Below are 17,593 nucleotides of genomic sequence, written 5' to 3' on the forward strand. Positions count from 1 at the left end.
CTGATTAAGTCAATTATTGATTTATGCCGGTGCTATTAATTATCCGGATTATTATTATCGAGAGGATTTTTCACTCCCCTGGCAAACTCCAGCGTTCTTACCGGGAAAGGAATGACAATGCCCTCCTCGCGGTATTTCTTATGCAGCCGTTTCACGAACTCATGTTTGATTATAAATTGGCGGGAATACTCTTTCACATAGAGCGCAACGGTCAGCTCGATGCTGAAATCACCGAAGGTATGGAAACGGAGCGATGGTTCCTCTTCCGGTTCATCTCCTTCGATCTCACGCAGCACTTCACGGGCCGTTGCCAGAGTTACCCGCTCCACTTTTTCGAGGTCGCTATCATAGGCAACCCCAAGGCCCATGCTCACGGTCAGAGCGGATTTAGGCAGGTTATAATTAGTGGTGATCGATGAAGCCAGCCGGGAGTTGGGGATAATCACAAAATTATCGGCCAGCTGGCGGATAGTCGTATTCCGCCAGGTGATATCGACGACATACCCCTCCTCACCGCTTTGTAGTTTGATATAGTCACCCTTCTTCACCTTTCCGGAAAAAAGAATATTCAATCCGGCGAAGAGATTGCCAAGAGTATCCTGAAGGGCCAGAGCTACGGCCAGGCCGCCGACTCCCAAGGCGGTCAGCAGCGGGGTGATAGAAATATCCAGCGCCTGTAATACTATCATCAGACCGATGGAAATCACCACTATTTTGGCAAAGATAGAGAAAATGGAAGTAGAGAATATTTCCCCTTTCGGCTCTCCGGCATAAGCCCGAATGAAACCGCTGATGATGGATGACGCGGCCAGAGTGATGAAGAGTATCACCAGCACCAGCAGGATTTTTTCGATAATCCGGTGATACTCGGCCGGGAAATGCAGGAGCGGCAGGGCGGCATAGAGGCCGATTATGACCGACCAGATAATGATTCTCCCGCGCAGCCCCTCGATAATGACATCATCGCCTTTCCAATGTGTTTTGGCGACTATTTTCTGCAGACGGGTGCTGATTAGAATCTGGATAATAAAACCGATCAGGACAATCGCGCCAAATGTGACCAGAGCGGCAACATATTTTTCGAAACCGACGATTTCGGGTGCCATTACTCCTCCATGAATTATTAACAGATTTCTTCAGGCAGGAAAATAACATGCTTGCCATGAATAAATCAAGCCACCCATGGGGAGAAAGTTGCAAAGAGTAAGGGTGATAAGCCGAGAAATTATTTGCAGGAAATTCCTGGAATCGGGGAACATTTACTGATTGAAACTCGTTAATATTTTAGAATCTCGATAGCGAGAGGGCCGACAAGTTTGAGAATGAAGTATTTGATGGAATTGAAAAGGATAATTTGGAAAACCAAGGCGTTAATGTAAAATCAGAAAAAAATGCTTGGTTAATATGTTTTTTACTTGATTTTTGACGAATATTATTATATATAAGTAGTACCCGAGGGACTGGGGTAGGTTGCCACTGGTAGTTTCTTAGCCCCCTCTACCACGAACTTACCCCACCCTCTTTTTTTATCCCTAATGGATAAACATGGCAGGCGCCACGGGTAGTTTCTTTGAGCATAATATCGTTACTACCCCTGTCAGAACCTGTCAGTAGAACTTTAAAATATTTGCCATTTTATTTGCCTTTTTCGGCAAATCCGTTATATTTATCCTAACAAAGAAGACTTCCTCACGAAGTATTGTGGCAAGCCATTACCGGAAAACAATGCCGCCAGGTAAGGACTGTGGGTAGCAAACCATACTCGAAAATATATGCCTTAGAGAACTTGGTCTCGGAAAATTCGCTCTGTCAGTCCTGGATAGGCACCAAACGGACCACAGGCGAGAGGCATTTCCTTAAGATTCCCTCAAAGGGCGGGGCGCTGGATCAGGACAGGAAAATTTCGATTTTGATTGAGTCATTTGCCTGTCAGCAGGAGCTCAAGACCTTACGGGTTCTCAGAGCCACCGGGCGGCATGCGGAAAATGGGACACTTTTCATTGAGTATCCTTATCTTGACCAGACTCAGTGGCATTCTCTGACACCGCATCATTTTTGGGGCCGGTTTCCCACAATCCTTATCCAGAGCGCACTGATTGTTGACTATTTGCACCTGTTCGGTTTGGTTCATGGCGATTTAAAATTTGAGAATTATCAGGTTAATCTGGCCGGGGCTGAGCCCAGGGTGATCCTATCCGATCTGGATTTCCTCACCCAATCGTATTCCGACCCCCATTCTCGTATTTTCGGTACCCCGGAGCATATCGCCCCCGAGATCATGGAGAATGAAATCATCCTGCCTCAATCAGACAATTTTTCGTTTGGGGTATCTCTGCGGAAATATCTCGAGACGGACGCTATCCCTTCCCGGCGGGGTGAAGAGGTTCCTGATTTCCCGATCGAAAAACTGGCTAAACTGGCCGCCGGGCTGACCAGGCCGGATCCGTCTCAGAGACCCCGCGGTTTGCTGGAAGCCCTTCTCCAGTATGAAATTATTGACACCTCACAATTCAGAAGCGCACTCAGGAATCTGCTGGCGATGCAATTGATAACCAGATTCCGTACGGAACGGACTGGTTTGATTAAAGGTGAAAGCACTTTTCAAGGATTTCTGTCGGAACGGAACAGGCTCTTTGGTCTCTGCGATGAGTTAGTGGCTGATTTCGCGCAGGCTTATAAGTCCCGGAGATTGTCGGCTCTGCACCTTTTCCTGTCTCTTATCCGTGAGGCGGAGATCAATAAATACGGTGATTACTGGCAACTGGATATTTCCGACGACTTGCTGGAAAAGACTTTTATCGCTCTGGAGGAGATATCAACAGATGTATCAGGCGTTTTATGGAGTGTCGCGCTTACGAGCCAGGCCGATTTTGAGAAAGGCATTTCGAAGACGCTGAAATTGAGAAGAGATGGTCACTTTATGAGGGCTTTGCTTCTTCTCAAGCATTTGAAAAAGGGGCTCGCATCATTGCCCGAAGAAGCGGCAAAATCGGTTGGCAAAAGACTCCTTCGCGAATTGGGCAGTCTAGCTGCCGGTCTTGGCCGCACGGCTGAGGCGATCGAGTATTATGAGCAGGTTTTGCCTATCTCTAACATTTCGTCGCCGGATGACCTGAGCTTGCTGATCGAGCTCAATTATCAATATATGCTGACAGGCAGGTATGATGAATCCGAAGCGCTACTTGACAGAGGTCTGGTTTCCGCCAAGTCACTGGACGACCAAAAATCAGAATTCTCCATACTACGCAATAGAGCCTGGATAATGTATGCCAGAGGGAATCTGGAGTCGGCAGAAACAACGCTTAAGGAACTGTTGGGTCGGGCTGACGCATGCGGTCAAAAGGTTGAGGTTGGCAAGATTAATGTCGTATTGGGAATAATCAATTGGAGACGGGGAGAGTTGATTGCCGCCGAGAAGAATTTTCTAGTTGCCCTCGAATTATTTAAAGAAGAAAAGCGGATTTCGGATGCCATTCTGCCTCTGACTAACCTATCACTCCTTTACTTCGAGTTGGCGGAATATAATAAGGCCATTCGATATGGCAAGACGGCTGTCAAATATTGTCAGGATCCGTCGGATTTTTTCAAACTTCCCGGCATATACGCAAATATAATGTCGAGTCTTGGGCGATTGGCCGAATACCAGAAGGCTGAGTACTGGCTTCAGAAATACCTCAACAGTCGGCCAACGCGCTACGACCGCGCTTTTTTCCGCGATTACTATATTTCTGTCGGTAACTTGCATAATTGGCAGGGGGACTACCGGGAAGCCAGGGATTTCTTTCTCAAAGCTCTTGAGATGTTTCCAGTGGGTGATAAGAGCCGCAATTACGGAAAGCTGTTTCAGAGTCTGGGGTTGCTGACGGCATATCGGGGCGCCTCGCTTGAATGCCGTGATTATCTGGATCAGGCTCGCAAAGAGGGCGAAGCATCGAATGACAGGGCGACATTGGCCGAGGTAGCGTTGGTCTATCATCTCAACGCTCTATATAATGAGAAAGGAGGGATCAATAAAGACACGCTTTCTCTGTTTGCGGACTTGCTCAAACATAACAACTTCTATTATGCAGCTATTTGCCTATTTCATATCATGATTGATGGTAGTGAGGAAGTCCGAAAAGAGGCTATCATCATGGCCGAAGCGCTGTTGCCCCTGATTCGGACATCGACAACTCCCCTGTTCCACGCCGTCTCTATACTGATCGAGGTCGAAGAACAGGGCCATGATTCTAAACATGATATTATTCCCTACTGGAAAACCGTCTACCGTATTCTGGGGAGCGGTGGTTGCAAATATTGGGCGCTTCTCGTCTGCGGCAAAATCGCCGACCATTATCTTAATGAATCGAAGACCAAGCTGTCGCGGAAATTTCTATTTCAGACGCAACATTTGGCCGAAGGTGTCGGCAACAGAGCATTGATAGAGAAAATAGCCGGCAGAATCAAAGCGATAACTGATGAACGGCAGGGTCAGAGCAAAATGCTGGAATCGGTTTACGGCGTATCGGAGGTTCTCAAGAATATCGGCAATTACGAGGTGGCGCTCCAGAAACTAGTACAATATGCGGTTGATGAAACGGGTGCCGAGCGAGGAGTCCTTTTGATGGGCTCGGAACAGTCATCCGAATTGCAGGTCAAGGCTTTTGTCAACTGTGATGACGAGAGCCTCAAGGATATTATTGATTTCAGCCGCAGTATCCCCCGGACAGTAGCCGAGGATCTCCAGCCGGTGGTTATCGATAACGCTCTGGAGGACAATCGCACCAAGAAGTATAAGAGCATTATCGCCCACAATATTCTCTCTGTTATCTGTGTGCCGGTGCCCATCAAGGATCGATCCATGGGCGTTTTCTATCTGGATCATCACACCATTCCGGCTCTTTTCGAACGAGAGGATGTTACTTTTATCTACTCCATGGCCAATTTTATGTCGGTCTTACTATCGACCATACAGAATTTCCGAGTTCTCGATTATAGCCGCCGCCAACTCTCCGAAGACCTATTCCGCTCCGGCGCCAAACAACCGCTTATCACCGAAAACGAGACAATGAAAGCGCTGCTTTCGAGGTTGCCGGAAATCGCCCGCAGCAACGTCAGTGTCCTGATTTACGGCGAAAGTGGAACCGGCAAGGAAATACTCTGCCAGATGATTCACGACCTCAGCAGCCGAGCTAAAGGTCCATTAATCAAACTTAACTGCGCCGCCATTTCGGCTACACTTATTGAAGGAGAGCTATTTGGAGTAGCCAGAAAGGTCGCCACCGGTGTGGATGAGCGAGAGGGTAAATTTTCTGCCGCCGATGGCAACACGCTGTTTCTCGACGAGATCGGCGATATGCCGCTGGAGATTCAAAGCAAGATACTACGGGTGCTGGAGTATCAGCAGTTTGAAAAAGTAGGCAGCAATCGAATTATTACTGTCGATGTCCGCTTAATTTATGCTACTAATAAAGATCTAAAAGAGATGGTTCGTCAGGGGAAATTCCGCGAAGACCTTTATTATCGTATCAACAGGATTACCATTGACATTCCTCCGCTCCGGGAACGACCCGATGATATTTCTCGATTGCTTGATTATTTCAGCCAGTTTTTTTCTCCTGACCTATCGCGCCGACCTGTATTCTCCGGCGAGGCTATAAACGCTCTTATGGCTTATCGATGGCCCGGGAATGTTCGGGAATTGAGAAATATGACAGAGAAGTATTGCATCCTTAATCCAGGCAAAAGGATCGATCTGACAGACCTTCCCAATGAAATCGGCGGCTGCCTTCTGACCGATGGCAGAAATGATGAAGCCTTTCAGGCCCTGGAGAAAGCCGGAATCCGGGAACTTCTTATTAAGAACAACTGGAACATGTCAAAGGTTGGTCGGAGTCTTAAGATGCCGCTCTCCACATTAATCCGAAAAATCCGAAAATACGGCATAACAAAGAATCGCTGACCCCCCCTCTTTTTTGCCGGTTTGCCATATTTGCTATCCTCTGCGCAAATCCTAACAATTTAGATACCAAAGAGTTAATCTTCTCAGCCGTTAGAGGGCATAATATGCGGCAAATGAAGCCACACTCTCAAATTTCGCTGAGAAACTAAGCTATTCTATTTCAATGGATTGGCGCAGATATGATAATTTACTCAGCGTGGCACCATTTTTGAGTGTCACCACAAATGAATAGAAAGCAACCTTTCAAATTAGGAGTCAAAAATGTCTCATTGGAAAAGCAAAATCGGCATCATTCGCAGCATTTTTGCGTTTTTCATTTTGTTAACTGTTGTCGGCAGTATATTCACGGTATCGGCTTGGGGAGAGGATCCAAGCGGGACAGCACCCCTTCCGCCTCAGCAGGTTCCCCCAATTGGCAATGATTCCTTAAGCACACCGATAAAGTCGGTGGTCGTGCCGGAAGTTCCGACTGTGGTTGACATAATCGTATTGATAATTGGAACGATTCTTTAGCAAAAAGTTGATAAGTGGGGCTGCATAGCAGCCCCGCTTATGGTCTTATGGATAAAGTAGCCAAAATTCTGCTTCTCGTAAACCTCCTGAACCACAGGAGATTTGTTACGTTGGATGAAATAACGGCCACCTGCAAAATTTCACATCGGACCGCCTATCGCTATATTAACACCATATCTGCCGCACATATTCCCGTCTATTACGACAAATCTGTGTGTGGTTATCGTCTCTTGAGCGAAGGGGCTTTTAGTGTCGGCAAGATAAGCTCGGATGATGCCATTATGATTGCCGTGGCTCTGCGCCTGCTCGCCAAAAAAATAAACGGATTTTATGGCGAGGAGATCGAACTGCTGACTCAGCGGCTGTTCTCCAGTCAAAATTTCCCGCTGGAAGAACTCTGGGAAACCTTCGAAAACAGAGCCGACCTGGAGTTGGAGAAGGGCGACTTTTCCGACCTTATCACCAATCTAATAATCCATATGGCCGTTCTCAACAGCAAGAGACTTCACATCAGCCTTGCCGATGATGCCGATGAGATCAAGAGCATGGAAATTGAGGATCCGTCTCTCTGTTTCAAAGACGAATGGCGCCTTTCGGGAAAGAAAGTGGAATATAATCGAGCCATTCCCATATCGAAAATCAAAAAAGCAAGTATCAGTTGAAAATCAGCAAGGCATTCCTTGAGGGACGGAACAGCTGATTATTCATCGGGCGAAGCCAATAGATGTCAGCTGAAAGGCAGAGCGAAATGGACGCTTCAGGCATCAGGATATCGCCGATCGGGATAAAGCGGGAGGGGTTACAGCCCCTCCTTTATTTTAATTACATGGATATCGGCTTGGGAGCCGCTGGCTGAGATATGGGTCTCGCCTGCCGCCATATACATATCATCCCCGGTCTGTGCCGCGGCACGCAATATCGTGGAGTCGGTTCCGAGGGTTTTATCCCATAGTAATTTCCCGGAAGTATTGACTTCGGCCAGATAGCCATAGGATCCCGAGGGCGCTTTACCGAGATGTCCGGCGGCGACATATCCGCCATCCGATGTCGGGGTTATTCCGAAAGCTCCATCATAGTTGGCACTTCCCAGGAGCTTTCTCCATACCTGATTTTAGGATGAATCGACCCGCATACGAAGGGTATCATATCCCCGTGCGGCCGAAGTGCCATCCCACCCGAGCATGACTGCTCCCTTATCAGGCGCAGGAACCATCGATTCCACCCAGTTATTGCCGGAGGAATTGAACACTTTCGTCCAGAGTGTATGGCCACGGCTATTCAACCGGATAAGATATGGGTCATTGGCATGGTAAACGACCGACTCGGTCAGGCCGGCGATCAAGCAGCCGCTGTCGGAGGTGTGAATAGCGGCCCGGCCAATTTCGTAGAATTCGGGGCCATAAGTTTCTTCCCATTGCTTGGCACCGGAGGCATCGACCTTAACCAGACAAATATTATATCACCCGGCGCCAAATGATTTGGTGTAGCCGCAGATGATGAAGGCGCCATCGGAGACCGGCGCTATGGAATTGCCCTCATTATCATCCGCTCCACCGAAAGTGCGGGTCCAAAGCGTGTCGCCGGAAGAATTGATTTTTACCAGATAAACATTTTTGCCGCCGCTACCGAAAGAAGCAGTGCTGCCGACCCCGGCATGGCACCACCATCATTGGTAGTCACCATGGAATAGGCAAACTCGTCTCCGACGCCACCGAAGATTGTTTCCCAGACAATGGAAACAAGGAGTTGGCTCTCCGCAGGAGAGTTATCATCATCGCAATATAGAATTAGTGCTAACCCAATGGATGTTATAGATGTTATGACAATGGTTCCTGTCTCGAGAAGATTGAACAGTGTCATCTCGCCCTCCCCTATTTTAATTTGGATATAAACATTTATTGCGGTGATTATTTGCATAAATTTCCATAAGTCAGCAGCAGATTTGTCGTGGCCTGCTGCAGGTCACTCAAAAAACATTACGTACGATTAATATCCAGATATATTTGGTGAGATATAGCTAAAATCAAACGAAGGAGCAATTAGATGGATATTCGTGAACATCTTCTTTACATGGTGAAAACCAATCAGGCGGTGCTGAAAAGGCTTCTTGATGACGTCACGCCCGAGGATTCGATGGTTCGAGGTGAGGAGCGGCTTAATCATATCTGCTGGCTGACGGGACATCTGTTTAATACCAACGGCTATGCCCTATCTTTAACCGGCGCCATAATTGAGGATTATCCAAAATGGGGCAAGATGTTCGGCGGCGGGTCGGAGATTTCCGATGACCCATCGGTCTATCCGCCATGGGCTGATCTCAGGGAGAGACTTTTCCGGATATATGAGCAGATGACAAGCGCTTACTCGCGGCTCTATGATGACGACCTGGGGAAAATGGTGGGTGATGACCAGAGCAAAGTGCCGCTCTGGCAGAGGTTGTCATTTCTCTGTATGCATGATTTCTATCATGCCGGGCAGATAGTTTATATGCGGAAAATCCTGAGCCGAAAGCGCCCGTTCGGATGAGAGTGAGTAAACAGCATTGCCTGGAAGGATATTGAGGCCGCGCCGCCCTGTTTCAATTTTCCCGATGAAGCGATCATGAGTGAGGCCGGAAGATCTTTGTGACTTTCAACGTTATGGCAGGCAGTCGCTTAGTGGTATTTACCAGGAGTGAGGCATAATTGCTTTTATTCCTTTCCTGAAGTCTTATTTCCCTTGACGCCGCGGGTTTATTCCAATAACTTTGACTTGGATTAAGACGGCCAAATTATCAAGCATTGGAGAATTCGCTGAAATGCGGTCTGTTCTGAGTTCTTTTTCCGATTCTTTCAGAAATCCGAGCCGGGGATTTTATGAAGCCATCTCGATATAATGTTTTTATTGACCTGGAGGGTGGGCGAAAGCTGGCTTTTAACGGGCTCAGCGCCACTCTTTCGGAAATCTATCCCGAAAATGCCTCTCTGGTTGCCGGACTGATGGAAAATTCATCTCAGCCTGCGACCGAAGATGAGAAGGAAATTTATCAGGCTCTGGTCGATGGCAGATACCTTGTCGAAGACGAATTGGATGAACTTGAATTCCTGAAAGTACGAAACAGACGCTGCCGTTTTGATAAGAATGCTTTCTTCTTGACCATTGCACCTACCCTGGGGTGCAATTTCAGCTGTGAATACTGCTTTGAAAACCAGCGGCCGGGGCGGATGAATGCAGAGACCGAGCAGGCGATCGTGAAATTCAGCGAAAAATATATGAAAAAGGCCGAATTTGCCGGGGTCATATGGTTCGGCGGGGAGCCGACCCTCTGTGTCCCCACAATTGAAAGGCTTCAGAACAGTTTAAGAGAACTGGCTGAAAAATGCGGCTCCCGTTTTGATCCCGCTTCGATTATCACCAACGGATTCTTGCTTGACGGCAAATTGGCGGAACGGCTGAAGGGGTTTGGCGTCGAATCGGCCCAGGTTACGATAGACGGCCCCCGGGAGATACATGACAGAAGGCGAAAATTACATAACGGCTCCGGCACATATGACCGGATTCTGTCCAATCTGACTGAATCCTCGGAGATCTTGAAAATCATTGTTCGTGTCAATGTTGACCGGCAGAATGTTGATAATGCTTTTGCGGTTGTCGAGGAACTGGATAAAAAGGGGATTCTTCCCAGGGTCAACATGCATTTCGCGCAGGTTCATGATTCGGAGGGAGTCTGCGCCGATATTGCGAAACATTGCCTGGCGACGGAGGAATTTTCGGTGCATCTGACCGGGCTTTACCGCAGGCTGATTGACAGCGGTTTTTATCGGATCGAGTACCCCTCGCTTACTCTGGGGGGACATTGCGGCGCGGATACGGACGGCTCCTTTGTCTTTACACCTTCGGGAGATGTTTTCAAATGCTGGGAGGATATTGCCATTCCCGAATGGTCGGTCGGCAATGTTTTTTCCGAAGAGCTTACGCCTCGTCAGGAAGCCAATCTTCTCAAGTATCTGGGTTGGGATCCGTTCGAAAGAGAAGAGTGTGTTTCGTGCTCAATTCTGCCCATCTGCATGGGCGGCTGCCCGCGTCAGTCACTGGAGAAAGGGCGCAGAGTGGGTAGTTGCACTTCATGGAAATATAACCTCAAAGAAATGCTGACATTGAGATATGAATGCGATCTCAGAAAGGAGGTGATATAGATGAAGACTATTCAGAAGGGTTGCGATGCCCGCAGACCATGCTGGTGCTACCAGAAACTCTGGATCATCTACCCGGTCTGCTCAATCGATTGACAGTTGACTTTGGGGAGAAAGGGTGTTGAAGTTCAAATTACGTGGCTGTCCCCCCCCTGAGGGAAAATCGAATTTATCAGACCGCCTGGACCGTGTGCCGGAAGGCTGAAAAAGAATATCAGACAGCATTTAATTTGACACAATCCCCGTCTTCAAAGCCGCCGTTATCGAAATGTGACCTGGATTCGGGAAGAGGCAGGGTTGTGGTCGGGCGGCATGTCCGGATGGAGTTGATGAATAGCTTCAGACAAAGCTATTCCGGCCGACGCAACCTCACTCTCTATTACGGCGCCATGAGAATAAACCGGTTGTCGTAATGAGAATCTTTTGATCACGGATGCAGAAAGCGCGTTGATTTCGCTGGAAGTCCGCGCTTTCTCATAGCCGACGCGAACTTGAAAGAGAATGACTGCTATAATGAGAATCGAAAAACCGGAGAGAATTGGCTGGGAAATAACCCGGTTCTGCAATCTGACCTGTCCGCATTGCTACAGCGCCGCCACCAAGAAACCACTGCGCGAGTTGAGCACCGCCGAATCTCTTAACATAATCAAATCCTTAAAAGAGATGGGAACCGGATTTATCGGCTGGACGGGCGGAGAACCGTTGCTGCGTGGAGATCTGGAGAAGCTGATATCGTATGCCGCGGAAATGGGTATAAAATCGGCCATCACCAGCAATGGGGTTCTTCTGGATGAGAAAAGGGCCCGAAGTCTGCAGAAAGCCGGTGTCAGGATGGTTCAGATAAGTATCGATGGTTCGACGCCCGAATGGAACAACCGAATAAGGCGGGCCACAACCGAGGAGTTCTACAAAGCCCTTGAGGCGGTACGTATCTGCAGGAGGCTGGGGTACAGCGTGACGATGGCCATGCTGATCGGCGAGGAGAATCTTGATGATGCTCCCGAATATATAAAACTGGCGACACACGAAGGAGTTGACTGTGTTCGATTCTGCGGATTTGTTCCTTTTGGACGGGGAAAAAGTCAGAATCACCGGCTTGGATTTACGGAACGGAAGGGGGACCTGAAAAAGTTCGTTTCCAAGCATTATGGCAGTGAGAAACCGATGATTGCTTTTGATCCGGCTTTCGGCCCGCCGCCGCCGTATTACTATTTCCATGAATGTATGGCCGGCAAGAGCATGTTCTATCTTACCTGCACCGGGGATGTTTTCCCCTGTACTTCTCTTTTAGGAAAAGAGAATCTTATCGGCAATGTTCGAAAACGGTCGCTAGCCGATATTTGGAACGATCCCAAGATGACGGCCGTTTCCGATTTAAGGCCGCAAGATATTCACGGCGTCTGCCGCGATTGCCGGCATTTGAAGCATTGCCATGGCGCCTGCCGCGGGATAACCAAATGCCACACCGGCGATCTTTATGCTTCATTTCCGCTTTGTTTGTACCGGGTAAAGAATAAATCCAAAGCGGTGAAGCACCCCAAATAGATAACATGGTATCGTCTGCCGAAAGCGGAACTGTCTAGGGGCTTACGATAAATCCGCATGGCGGTCGAAAACGCACAAAGGAATTTTGGAAATGTCGTGAGGTCTCACTTTCCGCCTGCGGCACAATCGCGGGGCGAAAAATGCCTGGTTGTCGGCCCGATGGAAAGTGACGGTTAATACCAATTCCCACAACGACTTGTCGACTAACAGCCGTGCTCGTCCAGTTCCATTTTGCCGATTATTAAAAAATCTTGACAAAAACCTGAAACCAATATATACATATATGCGTATATGCCCATGAAACCATGAAAGAAAAAGTCGACATAATTCTGGCGCCCGTTTTTCGGGCCATGGCTGACAGCACGAGGCTTAAGATCCTCCTGATGCTTGAGGCCAAACCGCGTACAGTGGGGGAGATTGTCTCATTCTTCAACCTCTCCCAACCGACGATAACCCGTCACCTGCAGGCGCTGACCGCCGTCGGGCTGGTGAAACGAAGCCGCAAAGGGCAGCATGTCCGATATGAACTGAATGCCGAGAATCTGCGCATGGTTTGTGTGGACCTGGCCGATTCATTCCCTTGCTGCAGCATGGTGGTGATCCCCCGCAGTGGGAATGCAGTATGCGATGTTCCGGTGAAAAGCAAAAAAAACAGGAAAGGGGTTGGTTCGTACGATACAATTGCCCCGGTGAGAAATGTTAATATTGGAACACGAAAGAAAGGAGGCCGGCGATGAGACGGTTCTTGGTTCCGCGCGTTGCTCGTTGTTGCAGCGGCGCTAAACGGTTGTCCCGGGTAGGACACTAAAAGGCCCATCCGACTAGAGGTTAACCGGGGTCCCGATGAGGGGCCCCAATTTTTTTCAGTCTGGACGGGCCGAGAGTAATATATCAGATTTCCGGATAATTGACAATCAAATTGGATGTCGCCTATCTGCAGAATGACGCCGCGGAGTGCAGGGGCTGGGTTTAAAAGCAAAATGTAAGCAGAACCGAAAAAGGCGATCAATCTCTAATTAATCAGGATTGCGCCGGTAATGAATACAATTAGGTTTTTTGAGCATTGGGTTTATGGCGTTCAAAGAAGGTCTTGAAAGCCGCGGCGGCTTCGGGCGATTTAAGACGTTCCATCAAAAGCCTGCCTTCATCGGAAATAGTTTGGCTGACTATCTCGGCGTTGGCCTTTTTCAGCATTGCCTTGGTCAGGCGGACAGAGGCAGGCGGCTGGGCGGCGAGTTTCCGGGCCTGCTCCATGGCAAGGTGCAGAACCTCGGTATCATCGCAGACAGCATTCACCAGTCCAATCTCTTTGGCTTTCTCTGCCGTAAAGGATTCCCCCAGAAGCAACAGCTCGGAGGCGCGCCGATGCCCGGCCAGAAGCGGCAGGAGAAAACTCGAACCGGCCTCGGGGCAAAGCCCCAGATTGACAAAGGGCACGGAGAATTTTGTATTGGCGCCGGCATAAACCAGATCGCAGTGCAGAAGCATGGTGGTGCCGATGCCCACGGCCAGTCCGGAGACCGACGCGACGATCGGTTTCTCCGCCCGGCTTATCGCTTTCATGAAAGCGAATACCGGGCTGTTCTCATCTTTGGGAGGAGAATCGAGGAAATCTTTCAGATCGTTCCCGCTGGTAAAGCATCCACCCGCGCCCTGGATTAAGATAACCCGAACTCTGCCGTCCCTTTCGGCTTGTTGAATGGAATCGGTCATGGCTGAATACATGGCGATGGTGAGGGCGTTTTTCTTTTCCGGTCGATTCATCATGATGCAGGATATGCCATCCTGATTTTCAATTACAATATTGGCTATGGGCTCGTTTCGATTCATGACTGTGAAGCTGCCTTCTTTAAAACATATATAACCCAGGGGGCGATTCGGGTTTCATTGACCCAATTATATGGCTCACTTTCCTTGGCCAAAGGTTTATGGGTCTTGACTAATTCCAATCCGGCTTTACTATATACCTCCCGATAGGATTCATCGGTCCAGACAATATCCTCGACCGGTCTTTTGTCGCCTATATCCGTTATGATGATTTTTACTTTGTCGCCGCTTTTGGCGAATCTGTTTTCCGGATAATCTTTGGTGGAGAATGACGCCCATTCATTTAAATAAATTTCGGGGGATGAGACAAGGTTGACCAGGGCCCCTTCCCTTTTTAATATCCGTCCGATCTCTTGTAATATCCGGACCTTTTTTTCCATCGTGGGGATATTGTCAAATGTGAATGCAGACAGAACAAGATCGCAGGTGTCGCTTTTAAACCGGCTGAAGTCGCCATCGCCGACGAGATAATATTCTCCATCGGGATCAATTTCCTTTGCTTTCTTAATCATGTCCGAGGATATATCAACACCGACGGTATCAAAGCCGCATTTCTGTAGGAATCTTGTCGAACGGCCGGTACCGCATCCGAAATCCAGAGCTTTGTTTCCTTTGATATGTTCAAAGATGATTCCGGGCAGGTCGCGATATGCCAGATAATATGTGCCGGGAAATTCCAGTTTGGCGTACGCCTCGGCGCGTCTGGCGTCATCATAGGAATTGAATATTTCCATAATGATCATCTTTTATGCTCAATTTATATCGTCAGAAGCATGTTGCGCCCCCAATATTTCGCTGATCCATCGGATTTCGTGTTCGATTTCTATTTTCGCCGCCAGCTCCAGAGCGCTCTGCAGAATCCGGCGACTTTCTTCATGTAACTCCGGGTTTTGCCCCTGTTTCATAAGGATGACACCCAGATGGCGTTGAGTGAATATAATCAACTCCGGGCTGCCCATCTGATGCGCCTCCTCAACGAACCGCCGCAGTTGCGGGATGGCCGAATCCGGGTCGTTATCCTGTGCGGTCAGAGCCGCCTCAATGGTCGATGCCCGCATCCAGATCGGTCCCCGATCCTGCGGGCCGAGCAATTGCAGACAGGACCGGCAGTGCTCGCGACTAAGGACAATATCATTATAATGGTAATGAAACTCAGCCAGACGTGAATGTGGGCTGGTTTGGCTTCCGCGCAGTTCAGAGTCATCGGCTACTTTGACTGCCTTATGCAGGTGCTCCAGGGCCTGCTCTCTGTCTCCTTTCCAAAAATAAGCTGTGCCGAGATTGGTATGGGCGGAGCTGAGGGCTACCGGGAGGTTCAACTCGTTTGCCGAAACCAAGACATCCGAGGCAATTTTGATAGCCTTCTCATAATCTCCGATTACCGTGAGATCGTGGGCAATATTACTTTGGGAAATCAGATAACCCTGAAGATTCGACTGCTGTTTGTGAACGGCGGAACCCCTTTCATTGAGTTCAATGGCCCTGCGGTAGTCACCCTGGGAACCGTAGACAAACGCAATATTGTTGAGGGTTGTGGCGATTGTCATCTGATCTTCACCCAGTTGCTCGTAAATGCGCAGAGCATCCAGAAGGTTGTGCAGCGCTTCGCCGAAATTACCGCTATTGATATGTGTGATGCCGATATTGTTCAGACATTTTGCCTCGAGCGATTGATCCTCCCGTCTGCGAGCTACCGCCAATGCCTCTGCAAAAAGCTCGGCTGCCCTGGCATAATCCCCCTTATAATAGTAAATGCCGCCAATGTTCTTGAGGGCCTCCGAGGCTTTTTCCTGATCCCCCAACTGTTTGTATATCTCCAGCACCCGCTGGAAAAGCTCAAGAGCCTTATCGAATTGTGCGCGCGGCTGGAGAATATTGATGAGAACCGCGAGGGTTTCGGCCTCTCCGGCCAGATCGGAAGTCTCCCGGTTCAGTCCGAGTGCTTGCTGACCCGTCTCCCAGGCTTGATCCCATTTTGATTGGATGGTATAAGAGGTTGCCAGGATACGCAGCAGAAATGCCTCTTCCGACTTCAACATGCGGGACCGTGCATCCTTGAGCGCCTCGAGCAGTTCGCGATCGGCCAAAGCATATTCGCCTTTGAAAAGGTGAACTCCGGCAATACCGGCTCGGGCAGGGAGCAGACCCGGCTCCATCTCCGCCGCCCGCCGATACATCCCAAGTGCAATTTCCACATCCGCTTTGTCACGTTTATGTTCGAAAGCATACTTTGCTCGCAGGTAGTACTCGTAGGCTTGCGGACTGATAATTTCGGAGACCCCCGCGCGCGATGATCGCTGCGAAGTATTAACTCCAAGCGCCAGGTTTATCCCTTGCGCCAGGGCCCGTTTGATATGGGGGATCTCACCCACCGGTCGCTCCCAGCGTTCCGCCCAGATGTTCTTCTTGCTGCGAGCATCAACAAGCTGGATCGATACACGTATCGTATCACTGGCTTTCAAAATCGAACCATCCAAAACGAGATTGACATCAAGCCTGCGGGCGATTTCCTCAAGTTCTGCATCCGAGTCCTTCCATTTCAGAATGGAGCGCATGGGTGCGACTCTCAGGTTCCGGAGGCGCGTCATATCGACGATGAGATCTTCCGTTAAGCCGTAGCTGAGATATTCATCATCGGGATTTCCGAGATTTCGAAGGTACAGCACGGCCAGAGATTGCGGCGCCGTGACCTGGACAACCCGGGGGATTTGCATATTAAGGCCGGCTGTATCGCCGCCAGTAAATTGAGCCAAAGCAATGGCCATTTCCGAAGCACTCTGATACCGTGCGGCGACATTCTTGGCGAGAGCCTTATCAATAACGGGCTGCCAGACCGAAGCGGTCTCAAAATCGAAATCAGCCAGAGGTTTTGGTTGCACGTTAACGATGGCATGGATGGTGGCCGGCATATTGGCTTTCCTGAAAGGCGCCTTACCGGTGAGCAATTCATACAGAACAATACCGAGTGAGAAGAGATCGCTTCGGCTATCGACTTCTCCCCCCTCGGCCTGTTCGGGAGACATATAGTTCACAGTACCAAGGGTGGCTCCGGTCTGAGTGATTTGCTCGTCCTGTTGGACTTTGGCGAGTCCAAAATCGAGCAGACGCACGCGGCCGGTTTCATCGAGGATGATATTGGACGGCTTGATGTCACGGTGCACAATACCGGCATCATGCGCGGCCGCCAAACCGTCACATATTTGTATCGCGAGGCGGGCAATCTGTGAGGGGGTTATATCTTTTGAACCGATGAAATCGCCGAGGGGATGCCCCCGCACAAACTCCATTGCGATGAATACCCGGTTATGCTCTTCGGCGACCTCATGGATGGTCACTATATTGGGATGATTTAGTTTGGCCGCGGCCTGCGCCTCACGTTTGAAACGAGCCCTGAAATCAGGATCGGTGGTCATGGCCGCCGGAAGAAATTTCAGTGCTACCTGTCGGTTCAGCTTGATGTCCTCGGCAAGATAGACCTCGCCCATGCCACCGGCGCCGATCTTCTCGATGATCCGGTAGTGTGCAATTATGGTGTCCTTCGCGAGATGAATGTGCGATCGGGTGATGTCGTTTGAATCGCTTTCCGGCACTTTTG

Annotated in this window: 13 protein-coding genes; 7 read left to right on the forward strand and 6 right to left on the reverse strand. The window is 49.3% G+C overall.

The window, feature by feature from the left end:
- Positions 1-35: 35 nt before the first annotated feature.
- The gene (locus NT002_13225; GenBank protein MCX6830220.1) at positions 36-1,106 is read right to left on the reverse strand and encodes a mechanosensitive ion channel family protein; all 1,071 of its coding nucleotides are present in this window, start codon (positions 1,104-1,106) and stop codon (positions 36-38) included.
- A 638-nt stretch (positions 1,107-1,744) separates the two neighbouring features.
- Between NT002_13225 and NT002_13230 the strand changes: the two genes are divergently transcribed.
- The 3 genes from NT002_13230 to NT002_13240 all read left to right on the forward strand — a co-directional run bounded on the left by NT002_13230 (position 1,745) and on the right by NT002_13240 (position 7,116).
- Complete coding sequence (locus tag NT002_13230; GenBank protein MCX6830221.1) at positions 1,745-5,941, forward strand: sigma 54-interacting transcriptional regulator; 4,197 nt, start codon at positions 1,745-1,747, stop codon at positions 5,939-5,941.
- 261 nt (positions 5,942-6,202) lie between these two features.
- Positions 6,203-6,454 carry a hypothetical protein gene (locus tag NT002_13235; protein MCX6830222.1) on the forward strand — a complete coding sequence of 84 codons (252 nt, stop codon included), beginning with the start codon at positions 6,203-6,205 and terminating at the stop codon, positions 6,452-6,454.
- Positions 6,455-6,501: 47 nt separating this feature from the next.
- The gene (locus tag NT002_13240; protein MCX6830223.1) at positions 6,502-7,116 is read left to right on the forward strand and encodes an HTH domain-containing protein; all 615 of its coding nucleotides are present in this window, start codon (positions 6,502-6,504) and stop codon (positions 7,114-7,116) included.
- A gap of 449 nt (positions 7,117-7,565) precedes the next feature.
- Here the strand turns inward: NT002_13240 and NT002_13245 are convergent, their stop codons facing one another.
- Entirely contained in the window at positions 7,566-7,796 is a 231-nt protein-coding gene (locus NT002_13245) for a hypothetical protein (protein ID MCX6830224.1), read from the reverse strand.
- A 254-nt stretch (positions 7,797-8,050) separates the two neighbouring features.
- A complete protein-coding gene (locus tag NT002_13250; protein ID MCX6830225.1) occupies positions 8,051-8,314 on the reverse strand; it encodes a hypothetical protein in 264 nt (87 codons plus the stop codon).
- Positions 8,315-8,497: 183 nt separating this feature from the next.
- On the opposite strand from NT002_13250, the gene NT002_13255 reads away from it, so the two are divergent.
- The 4 genes from NT002_13255 to NT002_13270 all read left to right on the forward strand — a co-directional run bounded on the left by NT002_13255 (position 8,498) and on the right by NT002_13270 (position 12,908).
- The gene (locus NT002_13255; protein MCX6830226.1) at positions 8,498-8,980 is read left to right on the forward strand and encodes a DinB family protein; all 483 of its coding nucleotides are present in this window, start codon (positions 8,498-8,500) and stop codon (positions 8,978-8,980) included.
- A gap of 329 nt (positions 8,981-9,309) precedes the next feature.
- Positions 9,310-10,629: an SPASM domain-containing protein gene (locus tag NT002_13260; protein MCX6830227.1), complete on the forward strand. Its 1,320-nt coding sequence runs from the start codon at positions 9,310-9,312 to the stop codon at positions 10,627-10,629.
- 510 nt (positions 10,630-11,139) lie between these two features.
- Positions 11,140-12,171 carry a radical SAM protein gene (locus NT002_13265; GenBank protein MCX6830228.1) on the forward strand — a complete coding sequence of 344 codons (1,032 nt, stop codon included), beginning with the start codon at positions 11,140-11,142 and terminating at the stop codon, positions 12,169-12,171.
- 305 nt (positions 12,172-12,476) lie between these two features.
- Positions 12,477-12,908 carry a metalloregulator ArsR/SmtB family transcription factor gene (locus NT002_13270; GenBank protein MCX6830229.1) on the forward strand — a complete coding sequence of 144 codons (432 nt, stop codon included), beginning with the start codon at positions 12,477-12,479 and terminating at the stop codon, positions 12,906-12,908.
- A gap of 310 nt (positions 12,909-13,218) precedes the next feature.
- Here the strand turns inward: NT002_13270 and NT002_13275 are convergent, their stop codons facing one another.
- Genes NT002_13275 through NT002_13285 form a run of 3 tightly spaced genes read right to left on the reverse strand, consistent with a single transcriptional unit; the run spans position 13,219 to position 17,588 of the window.
- Positions 13,219-14,001: an enoyl-CoA hydratase gene (locus tag NT002_13275; GenBank protein MCX6830230.1), complete on the reverse strand. Its 783-nt coding sequence runs from the start codon at positions 13,999-14,001 to the stop codon at positions 13,219-13,221.
- A complete protein-coding gene (locus NT002_13280; protein MCX6830231.1) occupies positions 13,998-14,732 on the reverse strand; it encodes a class I SAM-dependent methyltransferase in 735 nt (244 codons plus the stop codon). Before NT002_13280 ends, NT002_13275 begins: the two co-directional genes overlap by 4 nt.
- Positions 14,733-14,750: 18 nt before the next feature.
- The gene (locus tag NT002_13285; GenBank protein ID MCX6830232.1) at positions 14,751-17,588 is read right to left on the reverse strand and encodes a protein kinase; all 2,838 of its coding nucleotides are present in this window, start codon (positions 17,586-17,588) and stop codon (positions 14,751-14,753) included.
- Positions 17,589-17,593: the final 5 nt, after the last annotated feature.

This window comes from Candidatus Zixiibacteriota bacterium (assembly GCA_026397505.1).
GTDB lineage: Bacteria > Zixibacteria > MSB-5A5 > GN15 > PGXB01 > JAPLUR01.